Here is a 14,532-nt window from a genome sequence, read left to right as displayed (position 1 = left end):
AGCATTTTTGCCCGCGCGGGAACCGCCTTTCAGAGCAAAGCACGCATCAGGGCGAGACCAGCGATGACGGCGGCCATCGAGAGACCGACGCTGGCAGCGATATAGACGCCGCCCATCACCGCCTCGCCGCGCTCGAAGAGCGAGATGGCATCGAGCGAAAAGGCCGAAAACGTCGTGAAGCCGCCGAGAAACCCGGTGATCAGCAGCAGCCGGAGATCGGCCGATGCATTGAAGCGGCGCGCGATCATCTCGGCAAACACGCCGATGATGAAGCAGCCGACGATATTGACGATCAGCGTGCCCCACGGAAAGTTCGGCCCCCATAATCTGAGGGACCAGTGACCGACGAAATAGCGTAGCAGAGACCCGGCAGCACCACCGCCGGCAACGAGAAGAGCTTGAAACATGGGCGTTGTGTAGCGCAGCAGCCCGCCGATTCCAACAGTTTCCGGCCCATCGCTAAAATGCGAGCGATTTCCTTAGCGGCGCAAGAACGCGGGCTGTCTATCCTGAAGAAGATGACACAGGTCGTAACCATATCCGCGAGCACCGCGGCTGCCGCTTTCGAGTCGCTGAGGATCGCTCAGCGCGTGCCGCCGAACATGGCCGCCAAGGAAACGCGCCGGATGGCCGAACGCCAGCTGCGCGGCGTGGCAGCCGCCGACGAGCTCGAAGATTCGCCCAACATCATCCAATCGACCGAGGTGGCCCTCGACCTGATGACCAAGGGCAACAAGCAGCCGCAGGCCGGCCTGCAGCAGGCGCTCAGGTCTTACGAGGAAGTCTGATTCACCCCCAGGAAGCGAAAAGGCCCGCGGTGAAAGCCGCGGGCCTTTTGGTGTTTACTTGCCCTGGGCGGACAGGACCTTCAGCGTCACATCCACCTTGCCGGCCTTCTCGAAGGTCAGCGTCACCGGAACGCTGTCGCCCTGCTTGAACGGCGCCGTCACCTTCTGGAACATCAGATGCAGGGCACCCGGCTCCAGCTTGACGGTCTCGCCGGCCGGAACCTTGATGCCGCCCTTGAGCTCGCGCATCTTCATCACGTTGTTCTCGGTCTTCATCTCGTGCATCTGCACTTCGCCGGCATTCGGCGACGACACCGCAATCAGCGTGTCGTCGCTATTGCCGCCGTTCTTGATGGTGAAGAAGCCGCCACCGACCGGCTGACCCGGCAGCATCGCCTTGGCGAAGGCACCGGAGATTTCGAGATCGCCGAGCTTTGCTTCGTCACCAGCGGGTGCCGCCATCGCCATTCCGGCCATGCCGCTCATGTCCATTCCGGCCATGTCGTCGTGACCATGACCGTGATCGCTGCCCGCGACAACGGTCAGCACCGGCGCCGGGCTCTTCAGCTTGTGCGGATCGCTGCCTTCGGCGGCAACCTGATCCCAGGCCTCGACGGTATCGCCGCAGAGCTGCGTGACCGGGAAAGCCAGCGACGTCCCGGCATCGACGCCGGAGACCTTACCCTGGATCACGAATGTGTCGTAGAAATCGTCGGAGAGATTGCCGCCCTTCCAGCGGATCTCGATCGCGCCCGACTTCACCGGCGTGCCGTGATTGTCGTAGCTCTTTTTGTAGTCGCCTTTGATGACCTCGAGCTGCCAGCCAGCCTTCGGCTGCGGCTTGGCGAAAACGAAACCTTCCGGCAGCTTCACCTGCACCTCATTGGTCGGCTTGCCATCGCAGCCATGCGGCACCTGCAGCGTCGCGAGAATTGTCGCTTCCTGCGGCGCCTCGGCGTCGAGGAAGGTCACATGGGCGCTGGCGGCCGTTGCGGCAAAGGAAAAAGCGGCAGCAAGGCCAAGGGTCTGAGCGGTTTTCATCTGGTGTCTCCTCGCCGGCATCCGCATCGTCTTGGCGGCCTCCGGCATCATGTTGCATTTCGGTTCGGGCTGGAGATCAGGCCAGAACCGGCGGCCCCCGCGATTTCGGCTGCGCCACCGCGCGCACCGGCAGGACGGCGATATCGCTGGTCAGCGCATTCTCGAAAGAGGAAAATTCCAGCCTAAGCCATGCGGCCGCATCCGGCGCAGGCAGAATGATCGAGGCAGCGAGACGGCAGACCTCGCAATTCGGCCCCATCGGCAGGTGCTTGCTATCGTCGTCCTTGACGGTCACGCAAAGCGAGGCGAAGGAGCCGTCCGGCAGGGCATATTCGGCGCTGCTATAGAGGGGTTCAGCGGCGAGCTGCGGCGCCTGATGCGCAAGGCCGAGCACAAGCAGGCCCAGCGCGCAGATCATGCGCGTCAGCATCCCAGCTTTCCGGCCCGTGTTCGCCATCAAATCCCCTTCCGCGGCTGTCGCGATTAATCACTTTATGGGCGAAAAGCAAAAGCCGATTTGACGCAGATCACAATTTGCGCCGTGATGCCGCGACAAAAATTTGTTCGGCGGCGACATTCCCCCTTGCCAACAACCCGTTCCGCCCGATAATTGCCGCGACCTTGTTGGGAGAAGCCGGTTCGCAAGTGCCGGTGCCGAAGGAGCAACCGCCCCGGAAACTCTCAGGCAAAAGGACCACAAGGGGCAGACGGAACTCTGGAGAGAAGCGTTATCGAAACGCTCGCCGAAGGGATAACAATCTCAGGCGCAAGGACAGAGGGGGCTCGATAACGAGGCGCAACCGCGCCTTCATTTGAGCCCGCGCATGGAATTCCACGCGCAACGACCGGAGGCGTCATTGGACGATACTGCTGCCCTCAAGAAAACCCCGCTTCACGCGCTGCACCTGTCGCTCGGCGCCCGCATGGTTCCCTTCGCCGGATACGACATGCCGGTGCAATATCCGGCCGGCGTCATGAAGGAACACCTGCAGACCCGCCAGGCGGCCGGCGTTTTCGACGTGTCCCACATGGGCCAGGTCATCGTCAAGGCGAAGTCGGGCAAGTATGAAGATGCCGCGCTTGCGCTCGAAAGCCTCGTGCCCGTCGATATTCTCGGCCTCGCCGAGGGACGCCAGCGCTACGGTTTTTTCACCGATGACAACGGTGGCATTCTCGACGACCTGATGATCACCCATCTCGACGATCATCTCTTCGTCGTCGTCAACGCCGCCTGCAAGGAAGAAGACGTCGCGCATATGCGCAAGCACATCGGCGATCGCTGCGACATCACCGTGCTCGACCGCGCGCTCATCGCGCTTCAGGGACCGCGCGCCGTCGATGTGCTCGCCGAACTCTGGGCCGACGTCGCCGCCATGAAGTTCATGGACGTGCGCCACTGCCGCCTGCACGACGTTTCCTGTCTCGTTTCCCGTTCCGGCTATTCCGGCGAAGACGGCTTCGAAATCTCCATTCCAGCCGACAAGGCCGAGGATGTCACCAAGCGGTTGCTTGAGCATCCAGATGTCGAGGCGATCGGCCTCGGCGCCCGCGATTCGCTGCGTCTGGAAGCCGGTCTCTGCCTCTATGGCAACGACATCGACACAACGACGACGCCCGTCGAAGCGGCCCTCGAATGGGGCATGCAGAAGGCCCGCAAGACGGGCGGCGCCCGCGCCGGCGGATTCCCGGGTGCCGGCCGCATCCTCTCCGAGCTCGACAATGGCGCCACGCGCCGCCGCGTCGGCCTGAAGCCTGACGGTAAGGCACCGGTGCGCGGCCATGCCAAGCTCTATGCCGATGCCGAAGGCAAGACCGAGCTCGGCGAAGTCACGTCCGGCGGCTTCGGCCCGAGCGTCGAGGGTCCCGTCGCCATGGGTTACGTGCCGTTGTCGCATGCGGCTGCCGGAACGGTCATTTTTGCTGAAGTGCGCGGCAAGTACCTGCCGGTCACCGTCAGCGCCCTGCCCTTTATTACGCCGACCTACAAACGCTGAAACTTTTCCCAGAGAGGACAAACAATGCTCAAGTTTACCGAAGAACATGAATGGCTGAAGATCGAAGGCGGCGTTGCAACGGTCGGAATCACCAATTACGCCGTTGATCAGCTCGGCGACCTCGTATTCGTAGAACTGCCGGAAATCGGCGCGACCTTCGCCAAGAACGACAATGCCTCCACCGTCGAATCCGTCAAGGCGGCCTCCGACGTCTATTGTCCGCTGGATGGCGAGATCACCGAAGTTAACGAAGCCATTGTCGCAGACCCGTCGCTGGTCAATTCCGATCCGCAGGGCGCCGGCTGGTTCTTCAAGCTGAAGCTTGCAAATGCGGCTGATGCCGATGGCCTGCTCGATGAAGCGGCCTACAAGGAGCTCACTGCGTAATGACGACGCCGACCGAATTCCAGTTCACCGACTACCAGCCCTACGACTTTGCCAATCGCCGTCATATCGGTCCGTCTCCGGCCGAAATGACCGATATGCTCAAGGTCATTGGCTATAACAGCCTCGACGGGCTGATCGACGCGACCGTCCCGCCCTCCATCCGCCAGAAGGCGCCGCTCCTCTGGGGCGCGCCGATGACGGAGCGTGAAGCGCTCGACAAGCTGCGCGAGACCGCCAACAAGAACAAGGTGCTGACCTCGCTGATCGGTCAGGGCTATTACGGCACGATCACACCGCCGGTCATCCAGCGCAACATCCTCGAAAACCCCGCCTGGTACACGGCCTATACGCCCTACCAGCCGGAGATCTCGCAGGGCCGCCTCGAAGCGCTCCTGAACTACCAGACGATGATCTGCGATCTCACCGGTCTCGACGTCGCCAACGCTTCGCTTCTCGACGAAGCAACGGCTGCCGCCGAAGGCATGGCGATGGCCGAGCGCGTCTCGAAGTCGAAGGCCAAGGCCTTCTTCGTCGACGCCGCCTGCCACCCGCAGACGATCGAGCTGATCAAGACCCGCGCCGAGCCGCTCGGCTGGAGCGTGCTCGTCGGCAACCCATTCACGGATCTCGATCCGGTCGACGTCTTCGGCGCGATCTTCCAGTATCCGGGCACGCATGGCCACATTCACGACTTCACCGGCCTGATCTCCCGTCTGCATCAGACGGGCGCGATCGCCATCGTCGCTGCCGACATTCTGGCGCTGACGCTCCTGAAGTCGCCGGGCGAAATGGGTGCCGATATCGCTATCGGTTCATCGCAGCGTTTTGGCGTTCCTGTCGGTTATGGCGGTCCGCATGCGGCCTACATGTCCGTCAAGGACGCGCATAAGCGCTCGATGCCGGGCCGTCTCGTCGGCGTCTCGGTCGATGCCCGCGGCAACCGCGCCTACCGCCTGTCGCTGCAGACCCGCGAACAGCACATCCGCCGCGAAAAGGCGACGTCGAACATCTGCACCGCGCAGGTCCTGCTCGCCGTCATGGCCTCCATGTACACCGTCTTCCACGGTCCGAAGGGCATCAAGGCGATCGCCCAGCAGGTCCACCAGAAGGCCGTGCTGATGGCCAAGGGCCTCGAAAAGCTCGGCTACAAGGTCGAGCCGGAAACCTTCTTCGACACGATCACTGTTGATGTCGGCCACATGCAGGGCCTGATCCTGCGCGCAGCCGTCGCCGAAGGCGTCAACCTGCGCAAGGTCGGCGGCACCAAGATCGGTATGAGCCTTGACGAGCGCACCCGCCCGGCAACGCTGGAAGCCGTCTGGCGCGCATTCGGCGGCAATTTCGCCGTCGGCGACTTCGAGCCGTCCTATCGCCTGCCGAAGGAACTGCTGCGCACCAGCGAATACCTGACGCATCCGATCTTCCACATGAACCGCGCTGAAAGCGAGATGACCCGCTACATCCGCCGGCTCTCCGACCGCGATCTGGCGCTCGACCGCTCGATGATCCCGCTCGGCTCCTGCACGATGAAGCTGAACGCCACAGCTGAAATGCTGCCGATCACCTGGCCCGAATTCTCGGATATCCATCCGTTCGTTCCGGCCGACCAGGCGCTTGGCTATCGCGAGATGATCGACGACCTGACGGAAAAGCTCTGCGCTGTCACCGGCTACGATGCCTTCTCCATGCAGCCGAACTCCGGTGCACAGGGCGAATATGCAGGCCTCCTGACGATCCGCAACTACCATATCGCCAATGGCAATGGTCACCGCGACGTCTGCCTGATCCCGACCTCCGCGCACGGCACCAACCCGGCCTCTGCCCAGATGGTCGGCATGAAGGTCGTCGTCGTCAAGGTTCGCGAAAATGGCGATATCGACCTCGACGATTTCCGCGCCAAGGCCGAGCAGTATTCGGAGAACCTCTCCTGCTGCATGATCACCTACCCCTCGACGCATGGCGTGTTCGAGGAAACGGTGAAGGAAATCTGCGACCTCGTGCACAAGCACGGCGGCCAGGTGTATCTCGATGGCGCCAACATGAACGCCATGGTCGGCCTGTCCCGCCCCGGTGACATCGGCTCCGACGTCAGCCACCTCAACCTGCACAAGACCTTCTGCATCCCGCATGGCGGCGGCGGTCCCGGCATGGGCCCGATCGGTGTCAAGTCGCATCTGGCACCGCACCTGCCCGGTCACTCGGAAACCGACGGCCGCCCCGGCGCCGTTTCGGCTGCAGCCTTCGGTTCGGCATCGATCCTGCCGATCTCCTGGAGCTACTGCCTGATGATGGGCGGCGAAGGCCTGACGCAGGCAACCAAGGTGGCGATCCTCAACGCCAACTATATCGCTGCCCGCCTCAAGGGTGCCTATGACGTGCTCTACAAGTCCGAAGCCGGCCGCGTGGCGCATGAATGCATCATCGACACCCGTCCGCTGGTCGACAGCTGCGGTGTGACGGTCGATGACGTCGCCAAGCGCCTGATCGACTGCGGCTTCCACGCGCCGACCATGAGCTGGCCGGTTGCCGGCACGCTGATGATCGAGCCGACGGAATCCGAAACCAAGGCCGAACTCGACCGCTTCTGCGAAGCCATGCTGGCGATCCGCCAGGAAGCCCGCGACATCGAGGAAGGCCGTTCGGACAAGCAGAACAACCCGCTGAAAAACGCCCCTCACACGGTCGAAGACCTGGTCGGCGAATGGGATCGCCCCTATTCGCGCGAACAGGCCTGCTTCCCGCCCGGCGCATTCCGCGTCGACAAGTACTGGTCGCCGGTCAACCGCGTCGACAACGTCTATGGCGACCGTAACCTGATCTGTACCTGCCCGCCGCTGGAAGACTATGCCGAAGCGGCCGAGTAAGCGCTGAACAACGAAACGCCCGGCTTTGGCCGGGCGTTTTCATTTCCCGAAGATCGTGACCTGACGATGCCTGACCTGCAGGGCTTCCACTACATCGCCTTAGCAGGCGATCCCCGCTTACCGCCACTGCTGCTGATGCATGGCAGCAGCATGGACGAGACGGAACTGATACCGCTCGCCGCGGAGGCTGCACCCGATCATCCGGTCATATCACTGCGCGGTGGCATCGCTTGGGAAGGCGGCTATGCCTTCTTCCGGCGCAATAGCGACCGGACGCTGGATGTTGCAGATCTTGCTGTTCAGACCGAACGGATTCATTCGTTCCTCAGCACTGCCATCAAAACCCAGCTCATATCCGGGCCGCCTATCGTGCTCGGTTTCTCGAACGGCGCGATCATGGCCGCATCGCTGCTCATGCACGATCCGGCCTGCGCACTCGGCGCCGTCCTGATCCGTCCGCTATCTCCCGCACCTGACGCAGCCCTGCCACCGATGGCGGCAAAGCCGATCCTGATCCTCGGCGGTGTAGACGATGATCGCCGCCAGCCCGAGGATGCCGCAAAATCCGTGCAGCAATTCCAAGCTGCCGGCGCGAAAGTCGAATTTCAGATTTCGCCAACGGGCCATGGCCTCCACGAGGGCGAACCCGGCATCATCAAGCGATGGCTGGAGACCGAGACCTTTTCCCTTGTCGCAGAAGACCTGCACCGCTAAGGACATCGGACTTTCGATAAAAGCAGGTTTCAACCCATGGCAAAATCCGACAACGATCTCACTCAGGTGCCTTGGGCAAACCCCGTGCTGCTGGCGCTCGAGGAGCCCGGCCAATATGTGACGATCGGCACCACGCAGGCCGCCTCCTGGGCGATGATCGAGGACTGGCCGACCGAGGATGGCCCGGCGCTCGACAAGGCGCTGCTGATCTGCGCCGACGTCATCAAGGGCAAGGCTAGCAACGAACAGGCCCGTAACGCCTTCATCGCTGCGGCTGTTGAAGCCGGCATCGATATCAAGAAATAAGCCGCCTCAGGGCACGCGGCCCCGGCAGGCCCATGCGACATTGGCAAAGGATCGCGGACCGTCGGGCCGCCCGGCTTCGTAGGCATCGCGTACCGCAGCATCGACCTGCGCCCTCTCCGCGCCGTCGAGCTTGCCCACAAATGCGCCGAGCGGCCCTTCCCCCGCTGCAATCGGCCCCCAGTAGTCGTCGAAATTTTCGTAATTCATGCGGATCATGAGCTGCGTCTCCTCGACATCGAGAAGCCCGCCTTCGATGAAAGCCCGCTTCATTTCGCCGGGCTGTATCATCGGCTGGAAGCAGTAGCGGCTGCGAAGCTGGCGTCCGGCCTCGCTGAGCGCCGCGACCGTATCGATCATCATCCGCATGCCCGCCATGCCGCCGAGATGATCCCAGACGACGGCCGCAACGGTGCCGCCGGGCCGCGTGACCCGGCGCATTTCGCCGATCGCCTTCTTTGCCTCGGGAATGAAATGCAGGACGAGCAATGCCAGCGCGCGATCGAAGCTCGCGGTCTCGAAAGGCAATGCGCAGGCATCGGCCTGCCGTATGGTGATCCGCGGATCATTGTTCCGCCGCAGCGCCTCCTCGACGAAGACGGATGAGAAATCGATCGCCTCTATCGCCTGGATACGCCGGGAATGGGCAAGTGCGAAGGTCAGGCTGCCGGTGCCGCAGCCGACATCGACAATGCGATCACCATCCTCAACACCCGCAAAATCGATGAATGGCAGCGCGAGTTTCTGGCTCCAGCGCCCCATCAGCTGTTCGTATCCCGATGCCTTGTGGACATTGAAACTCGAGGACATCGCCGCCTCCATCAGCTGCCAGCATGGTAGTCCCCGACCCCACCGTTGCCAAGCACGGACCACGCCGCCCGCCTTCACGAAGCTGCACCAGTTCGAAACAGATCGTGCTTTGGAGCGCCAATACCGTTAACGAAACCCGTTCAGCATTCGCTAAGCGCCGGCTGCTATAGCAAGCTTACGGAAGTGTGGGGAATACCGGCTGATGAACATCTCGAGCATCATGAATACCGCGTCGTCGGGCATGCGCGCGCAGACCAACCGTTTCGCCGCCACCGCCAACAATGTCGCCAATCTTAACACGCCGGGCTACAGCCGTATCGATCCCTCGACGATGACGACGGATGAAGGTCAGCCGGCCGATCTCGCCACCGAGATGACGGACATGATGCAGTCGGCACAGGGCTACAAGGCGAATGCGATCGTCTTCGAAACCGGCGCCGATCTCTGGCAACTGCTCGCCACCATCAAGCGCGACTGATTTCAGCCGAATAGATTGACCGCGGCATAGCCGAGAATGGCGCCGCCGAAGCCGATGATCAGCCATCCTGATATGCGGCGGATCAGCAGCGTCACGTCGCGCGAGATCCGGTCCCGTGCCAGATTGACCGCGGCGCTGAGCAGCGTCCACCACACCATCGCACCCGCAAAGACGCCAACGACGATCGCCGCCGTTTCCATCGGCGTATTGCCATCCACCAGTCCGAGACCGGCAAACAAACCGCCGAAAGAGAGCAGCGCGCCGGGATTGGAGATTGCCAGCAGGAAGGTCGAGGCGATCGTGCGGAAGAGGTTCCCTGCCCCCATTTCGCGCGCAGCCGCCGGCGGCGTCACGAGATCGCGGATGCCGAGAAAGACCAGCAGCAGGCCGCCAACCGCCGCGATCGGCAGCGAATAGGCATCGACGACATTGGACACCATCGCCAGACCCGCCGCAGCGACCAGCGCGTAGACGGAATCCCCGAGCGCCGCCCCGATACCGATTGCAGCACCCGAGGCGAATCCGCGGTTCAGGCTGCGGTCAATGCAAAGCGTCGCAATCGGCCCCGGCGGTATCGTGATGACGAGACCGAGCAGAGCGCCTTTGGCAAACAGCAGAAGCAGCGTTTCGATGATCATGCCTGAGAGATGTTACGCCGCCGCGATCGGACAACTGCAAAAAGAAAAAGCCGCCATCGCTGGCGGCCTGTTGGTGGCCATGAGACCGCGCATCAATGCGAAGCGGTCACCACGGGATTTCCCTGGGCGGCAAGAGCCGCGAGATCGGCAGGCTTCAGTTCGACGGATTCGCCGCAGCCGCAGGCCGATGTCTGGTTCGGGTTGGTGAAGGTGAAGCCGGAGCGCAGCGTCGTCTGCTCGAAGCCGAGCTGGGTGCCGAGCAGATAAAGCACGGCCGAGGGCTCGATCCAGACGCTTGCGCCATCGCGCTCGATCAGGTCGTCCTTCGGGTTGGGCTCGGTCACCATGTCGATGGTATATTCCATCCCGGCGCAGCCGCCCTTCTTGATGCCGACGCGAATGCCCTTGGCGTCCGGTCCAGCACCGCCGACGATCGCCTTCACGCGATCGGCCGCTTCCTGCGTCATGCTCATTACTGCAAAGCCCATCGGCTCATTCTCCTTACGCACACGGATTGAAGGTCCGGTGTTTCATGAATCAAATGTAGTGCCAGTGGCTTAACCGATCAATACCAGCCGCCAATTAGTACCAGCCGACGGCGACCTGCGCCTCTTCCGACATACGATCAGGCGTCCACGGCGGATCGAAGGTCATTTCGACCTCGACGCCCGACACGCCTTCCACGGCACCAACGGCGTTTTCGACCCAGCCGGGCATCTCGCCGGCCACCGGGCAACCGGGTGCCGTCAGCGTCATCATGATCTTGACCATGCGGTCGTCTTCGATATCGATCTTGTAGATCAGACCGAGTTCGAAGATATCGGCCGGAATTTCCGGGTCGTAGACCGTCTTCAGCGCGCCGATCACGTCGTCGCTGAGACGCGCCAGCTCTTCCGCCGGAATGCTCGAATGCACGATACCCTCGCGCACGTCGGTCTTCTGTTCGCTGTCATCAAGGCTCATTACGGTATCCTCAAGCAAAGAACTTGCGCGCATATTCCAGCGCATCGGCCAAGGCATCGACCTCGGCGCGGGTATTATACATGGCGAATGACGCACGGCATGTGGAGGTCACGCCGAAGCGTTTCAAGAGCGGCATGGCGCAATGCGTGCCGGCGCGAACCGCAACACCACGCCGATCGATAACCGTCGAGACGTCATGGGCATGCAGGCCTGCAAGCTCGAAGGAGAAAATGCCGCCCTTGCCCGGCGCATTGCCGATGACCCGCAGCGAATTGACTTCGCGCAGCCGCTCGGTCGCATAGGCCGTCAGATCCGCCTCGTGGCGCGCGATCGCCTCGCGGCCGACTTTTTCCATGTAATCCAGTGCATAGCCGAGACCGATCGCCTGAACGATCGGCGGCGTGCCGGCCTCGAAACGATGCGGCGGCTCATTATACGTGACGTTGCCTTCGGTGACCTCGAAGATCATCTCGCCGCCGCCCTGGAACGGGCGCATCTCGCGAAGGCGATCCTTCTTGCCGTAGAGGACGCCGATCCCCGACGGACCGTAGAGCTTGTGGCCGGTCATCACATACCAGTCGCAGTCGATATCCTGCACATCAACAGGCATATGGACGGCGCTCTGCGATCCGTCGAGCAGTACCGGAATACCGCGCTCGTGGGCGATGCGGCAGATTTCCTTGACCGGAACGATAGTGCCGAGCGCATTCGACATATGGGTGATGGCAACGAGCTTGGTGCGCTCAGTCAGGCTCTTTTCGAAAGCCTCGATATGGAAAGCGCCGTCGTCATCGACATCAACCCAGACCAGCTTGGCGCCCTGGCGCTCGCGGATGAAATGCCAGGGAACGATGTTGGAGTGATGCTCCATGATCGAAACGACGATCTCGTCGCCCTCGCCGATCTTCGGCATGCCCCAGCCGTAAGCGACCGTATTGATCGCCTCGGTGGACGACTTGGTGAAGACGATATCATCGACCGAAGGCGCATTCAGGAAGCGCCGCACCTTTTCGCGCGCAGCTTCATAGGCCTCGGTTGCGGCATTCGACAGGAAATGCAGACCGCGATGCACATTGGCATATTCGTTCGAATAGGCATGCGTCACCGCGTCGATGACGGCCTGCGGCTTCTGGGCCGACGCGCCGTTGTCGAGATAGACCAGCGGCTTGCCATACACTTCCTTCGCCAGGATCGGGAAATCCCTGCGAATGGCTTCGACGTCATACGTGGTTACGGGCGTTGTCTGGTCCATTTTCAGACCCTTTCATGTCGCTCCTTAGAGGAGCTACCGCAGAAGGTTTTGGTTTCGCAGCCGTTACCGCCTGCGCTACGTCATCCTCGGGCCTGTCCCGAGGATCTATCCACGTCTACGTTTCTGAACCGGCTTAGATCCTCGGGACAAGCCCGAGGATGACGGAGGAGAGATTGTCCTCCGCCAGCGCCCTCAGGCGTGCTTTTCAAGCCAGGCGGAGATGATGCCTTCCAGGGCATCCACCAGAGCCTCGTCCTCCAGTTCCTCGACGATTTCGGCAACGAAGGCGTTGACGAGCATCGCCCGCGCCTTGTTCTCCGGAATGCCGCGAGCCATCAGGTAGTAGAGGTGGTTGCTGTCGATATCGGCAACCGTCGCACCGTGGCCGCACTGCACGTCGTCGGCGAAGATCTCAAGTTCCGGCTTGACGGAGAACTCGGCATCATCGGACATCAGCAGCGTGTTGCAGGCCATCTTGGCGTCGGTCTTCTGCGCGTCCGGGGCAACCCGGATCATGCCCTGGAACACGCCCTTGGCGCGATCGAAGACGACGTTGCGGATGATCTCGGTCGAACCGGTATTCGGCACGTTATGGCCGAGAACCATGGTGACGTCCGTATGGGTTTCGCCGCCGAGCAGGTTGATTCCGCGCAGCGTCAGATCGGAACCCTCGCCCGTCGCCTTGATATGCAGCTCCTGACGCACCAGCTTGCCGCCGGCATTGATGACGAAAAGCTTGAGCTTCGCGTCAGCGCCGAGATCGATGCGGATCTGGCCGAGATGCGTGTCGTCACCACCCTGCTGCTGCAGGATGATCCAGGTCAGTTCCGAGCCGTCACCGATCGTGATGTCACTGACATGGGACACGAGCGCCGCATCAGGGGTCACCGACAGGTGACGCTCGATGACGGTGCCCTTGACGCCGGCGCCGAAGGTGACCGGAAGACGCGTATGGATCTGGCCGCCGGCATGGACGATATCGATCTCGAGCGGCTGCTCCAGTTCGGTTTCGGACGGAATGTCGATCACATAGCCGTCGCGCACGAAGCTGCCGTTGATCCGGCCAACCGCATCGTCGGCGCCAAGCGCGCCGAGAGAGGTCGCAGCCGAACCATCGAGCAGGCTCTGGGCATAGCTCGAAATCTCGATGCCGCCGACCGAAGCCTTGGCATCGACATGGCCCTGGACGATCGAAAGCACCGAAGAACCCTCGACGAGCGGCTTCACCGTCTTCGAGGCAGCATCACCGGCAACGGCCGGTATGGCGCGCAGCAGGTTCTTCAGATCGGTATAGTGCCAGGCCTCGACGCGGCGCGTCGGCAGGCCGGACTTCTTGATGTCGTCGAGCAGGCGGTCGCGCGTCGCGGTGACCGCGCCGTCGCCCGGCAGCTCGCCGAACTGATTGTTGAAAGCCTCGATGAGCGCAGCTTCCGCGGCGGTCAGGCGGCTCGTGGTCTGCATGTTCATGGACACGTCCTTTCCGCCTTAATCAGGCTGCCGCTCCGATGATGTCGGCATAACCGTTGGCTTCCAGCTCATGTGCCAGCGTCTTGTCGCCCGACTTGATCACCTGGCCCTTGTAGAGAACGTGAACGGTGTCGGGAACGATGTAGTCGAGCAGGCGCTGGTAGTGGGTGATGACGATCACGGCGCGATCAGGCGAACGCAGCGCGTTGACGCCGTCGGCAACGATCTTCAAGGCGTCGATGTCGAGACCGGAGTCGGTTTCGTCGAGCACGCAGAGCTGCGGCTGCAGCAGCGCCATCTGCAGGATCTCGGCGCGCTTCTTTTCACCGCCGGAGAAACCGACGTTCAGCGGGCGCTTCAGCATGTCAGGGTTGATCTGCAGCTTGGCGGCAGCGTCCTTGACGAGGCGCATGAAGTCAGGCGTCTTCAGTTCTTCTTCGCCGCGAGCCTTGCGCTGCTCGTTCATCGCCACCTTGAGGAACTGCATCGTGGCAACGCCCGGGATTTCGACCGGATACTGGAAGGCCAGGAAAATGCCCTTCGAAGCGCGCTCGGCTGCGTCGAGCTCGAGAATGCTCTCGCCGTTATAGAGGATGTCACCCTCGGTGACTTCATAGTCTTCGCGGCCCGACAGGATGTAGGAGAGCGTCGACTTGCCCGAGCCGTTCGGGCCCATGATAGCGGCAATCTCGCCAGCCTTCACCGTCAGGTTCAGGCCACGGATGATCTCGGTGCCGTCTTCGGCGATACGGGCGTGCAGGTTTTTGATTTCAAGCATGTTCTTGTTCCATAAAAGCGTTCGGAAACGGGCGCGCCCAACCGCGCCCTCGAAT

17 protein-coding genes and 1 riboswitch are annotated in these 14,532 nt (G+C 62.1%); of the genes, 7 read left to right on the top strand and 10 right to left on the bottom strand.

The window, feature by feature from the left end:
* Window positions 1-29 precede the first annotated feature (29 nt).
* Window positions 30-407, bottom strand: coding sequence for a fluoride efflux transporter CrcB (crcB, locus tag F2982_RS19460; RefSeq protein ID WP_203428834.1), 378 nt, complete (start codon window positions 405-407; stop codon window positions 30-32).
* A gap of 111 nt (window positions 408-518) precedes the next feature.
* Between crcB and F2982_RS19455 the strand changes: the two genes are divergently transcribed.
* A complete protein-coding gene (locus F2982_RS19455) occupies window positions 519-788 on the top strand; it encodes a hypothetical protein (protein ID WP_112716371.1) in 270 nt (89 codons plus the stop codon).
* Window positions 789-842: 54 nt separating this feature from the next.
* On the opposite strand, the gene F2982_RS19450 is transcribed toward F2982_RS19455, so the two are convergent.
* The gene (locus F2982_RS19450; protein WP_203428833.1) at window positions 843-1,829 is read right to left on the bottom strand and encodes a DUF1775 domain-containing protein; all 987 of its coding nucleotides are present in this window, start codon (window positions 1,827-1,829) and stop codon (window positions 843-845) included.
* A 76-nt stretch (window positions 1,830-1,905) separates the two neighbouring features.
* Window positions 1,906-2,286 carry a hypothetical protein gene (locus F2982_RS19445; RefSeq protein WP_203428832.1) on the bottom strand — a complete coding sequence of 127 codons (381 nt, stop codon included), beginning with the start codon at window positions 2,284-2,286 and terminating at the stop codon, window positions 1,906-1,908.
* 157 nt (window positions 2,287-2,443) lie between these two features.
* Window positions 2,444-2,536: riboswitch (glycine riboswitch) on the top strand.
* Window positions 2,537-2,686: 150 nt separating this feature from the next.
* On the opposite strand from F2982_RS19445, the gene gcvT reads away from it, so the two are divergent.
* From gcvT to F2982_RS19420, 5 genes are all read left to right on the top strand, one after another.
* Entirely contained in the window at window positions 2,687-3,823 is a 1,137-nt protein-coding gene (gcvT, locus tag F2982_RS19440) for a glycine cleavage system aminomethyltransferase GcvT (RefSeq protein WP_203428831.1), read from the top strand.
* 24 nt (window positions 3,824-3,847) lie between these two features.
* A complete protein-coding gene (gcvH, locus tag F2982_RS19435) occupies window positions 3,848-4,210 on the top strand; it encodes a glycine cleavage system protein GcvH (RefSeq protein ID WP_112716379.1) in 363 nt (120 codons plus the stop codon).
* On the top strand, window positions 4,210-7,074 hold the full coding sequence (gene gcvP / locus F2982_RS19430; RefSeq protein ID WP_203428830.1) for an aminomethyl-transferring glycine dehydrogenase: 2,865 nt from the start codon (window positions 4,210-4,212) through the stop codon (window positions 7,072-7,074). The genes gcvH and gcvP overlap by 1 nt, the downstream gene beginning before the upstream one ends.
* A 66-nt stretch (window positions 7,075-7,140) precedes the next feature.
* Window positions 7,141-7,788 (top strand): esterase, encoded by a 648-nt coding sequence (locus F2982_RS19425; protein ID WP_203428829.1) that lies wholly within the window; start codon window positions 7,141-7,143, stop codon window positions 7,786-7,788.
* A 36-nt stretch (window positions 7,789-7,824) separates the two neighbouring features.
* Entirely contained in the window at window positions 7,825-8,094 is a 270-nt protein-coding gene (locus F2982_RS19420; protein WP_112716383.1) for a DUF982 domain-containing protein, read from the top strand.
* Between the two features lie 6 nt (window positions 8,095-8,100).
* Here the strand turns inward: F2982_RS19420 and F2982_RS19415 are convergent, their stop codons facing one another.
* Window positions 8,101-8,901 carry a class I SAM-dependent methyltransferase gene (locus tag F2982_RS19415; protein ID WP_203428828.1) on the bottom strand — a complete coding sequence of 267 codons (801 nt, stop codon included), beginning with the start codon at window positions 8,899-8,901 and terminating at the stop codon, window positions 8,101-8,103.
* Window positions 8,902-9,103: 202 nt separating this feature from the next.
* Here F2982_RS19415 and F2982_RS19410 point away from each other — a divergent pair, with 202 nt between their 5' ends.
* Window positions 9,104-9,379 carry a flagellar basal body protein gene (locus F2982_RS19410; protein WP_199629585.1) on the top strand — a complete coding sequence of 92 codons (276 nt, stop codon included), beginning with the start codon at window positions 9,104-9,106 and terminating at the stop codon, window positions 9,377-9,379.
* Between the two features lie 2 nt (window positions 9,380-9,381).
* On the opposite strand, the gene F2982_RS19405 is transcribed toward F2982_RS19410, so the two are convergent.
* The 6 genes from F2982_RS19405 to sufC form a co-directional block, all read right to left on the bottom strand.
* Window positions 9,382-10,017 carry a LysE family transporter gene (locus F2982_RS19405; RefSeq protein WP_246777482.1) on the bottom strand — a complete coding sequence of 212 codons (636 nt, stop codon included), beginning with the start codon at window positions 10,015-10,017 and terminating at the stop codon, window positions 9,382-9,384.
* Window positions 10,018-10,109: 92 nt separating this feature from the next.
* Window positions 10,110-10,505: a Fe-S cluster assembly scaffold SufA gene (gene sufA / locus F2982_RS19400; protein ID WP_112716389.1), complete on the bottom strand. Its 396-nt coding sequence runs from the start codon at window positions 10,503-10,505 to the stop codon at window positions 10,110-10,112.
* Between the two features lie 94 nt (window positions 10,506-10,599).
* Window positions 10,600-10,980: an SUF system Fe-S cluster assembly protein gene (locus tag F2982_RS19395; protein WP_112716391.1), complete on the bottom strand. Its 381-nt coding sequence runs from the start codon at window positions 10,978-10,980 to the stop codon at window positions 10,600-10,602.
* A 10-nt stretch (window positions 10,981-10,990) separates the two neighbouring features.
* A complete protein-coding gene (locus F2982_RS19390) occupies window positions 10,991-12,232 on the bottom strand; it encodes a cysteine desulfurase (protein WP_203428827.1) in 1,242 nt (413 codons plus the stop codon).
* Window positions 12,233-12,424: 192 nt separating this feature from the next.
* Window positions 12,425-13,699, bottom strand: coding sequence for a Fe-S cluster assembly protein SufD (gene sufD / locus F2982_RS19385; RefSeq protein WP_203428826.1), 1,275 nt, complete (start codon window positions 13,697-13,699; stop codon window positions 12,425-12,427).
* A gap of 22 nt (window positions 13,700-13,721) precedes the next feature.
* The gene (gene sufC / locus F2982_RS19380) at window positions 13,722-14,477 is read right to left on the bottom strand and encodes a Fe-S cluster assembly ATPase SufC (protein ID WP_203428825.1); all 756 of its coding nucleotides are present in this window, start codon (window positions 14,475-14,477) and stop codon (window positions 13,722-13,724) included.
* Between the last annotated feature and the right edge of the window lie 55 nt (window positions 14,478-14,532).

Origin of the sequence: Rhizobium sp. BG4, assembly GCF_016864575.1 — a bacterium.
In the GTDB taxonomy this organism is placed as follows: domain Bacteria; phylum Pseudomonadota; class Alphaproteobacteria; order Rhizobiales; family Rhizobiaceae; genus Rhizobium.
The sequence above is the reverse complement of the archived record's forward strand: the minus strand, read 5'-3'. Positions and strand labels throughout refer to the sequence as shown.

Coding starts and splice junctions, on each gene's coding strand:
- crcB (WP_203428834.1), bottom strand. CDS start 407: ATGTTTCAAGCTCTTCTCGTTGCCGGCGGTGGTGCTGCCGGGTCTCTG.
- F2982_RS19455 (WP_112716371.1), top strand. CDS start 519: ATGACACAGGTCGTAACCATATCCGCGAGCACCGCGGCTGCCGCTTTC.
- F2982_RS19450 (WP_203428833.1), bottom strand. CDS start 1,829: ATGAAAACCGCTCAGACCCTTGGCCTTGCTGCCGCTTTTTCCTTTGCC.
- F2982_RS19445 (WP_203428832.1), bottom strand. CDS start 2,286: ATGGCGAACACGGGCCGGAAAGCTGGGATGCTGACGCGCATGATCTGC.
- gcvH (WP_112716379.1), top strand. CDS start 3,848: ATGCTCAAGTTTACCGAAGAACATGAATGGCTGAAGATCGAAGGCGGC.
- gcvP (WP_203428830.1), top strand. CDS start 4,210: ATGACGACGCCGACCGAATTCCAGTTCACCGACTACCAGCCCTACGAC.
- F2982_RS19425 (WP_203428829.1), top strand. CDS start 7,141: ATGCCTGACCTGCAGGGCTTCCACTACATCGCCTTAGCAGGCGATCCC.
- F2982_RS19420 (WP_112716383.1), top strand. CDS start 7,825: ATGGCAAAATCCGACAACGATCTCACTCAGGTGCCTTGGGCAAACCCC.
- F2982_RS19415 (WP_203428828.1), bottom strand. CDS start 8,901: ATGTCCTCGAGTTTCAATGTCCACAAGGCATCGGGATACGAACAGCTG.
- F2982_RS19410 (WP_199629585.1), top strand. CDS start 9,104: ATGAACATCTCGAGCATCATGAATACCGCGTCGTCGGGCATGCGCGCG.
- F2982_RS19405 (WP_246777482.1), bottom strand. CDS start 10,017: ATGATCATCGAAACGCTGCTTCTGCTGTTTGCCAAAGGCGCTCTGCTC.
- sufA (WP_112716389.1), bottom strand. CDS start 10,505: ATGGGCTTTGCAGTAATGAGCATGACGCAGGAAGCGGCCGATCGCGTG.
- F2982_RS19395 (WP_112716391.1), bottom strand. CDS start 10,980: ATGAGCCTTGATGACAGCGAACAGAAGACCGACGTGCGCGAGGGTATC.
- F2982_RS19390 (WP_203428827.1), bottom strand. CDS start 12,232: ATGGACCAGACAACGCCCGTAACCACGTATGACGTCGAAGCCATTCGC.
- sufD (WP_203428826.1), bottom strand. CDS start 13,699: ATGAACATGCAGACCACGAGCCGCCTGACCGCCGCGGAAGCTGCGCTC.
- sufC (WP_203428825.1), bottom strand. CDS start 14,477: ATGCTTGAAATCAAAAACCTGCACGCCCGTATCGCCGAAGACGGCACC.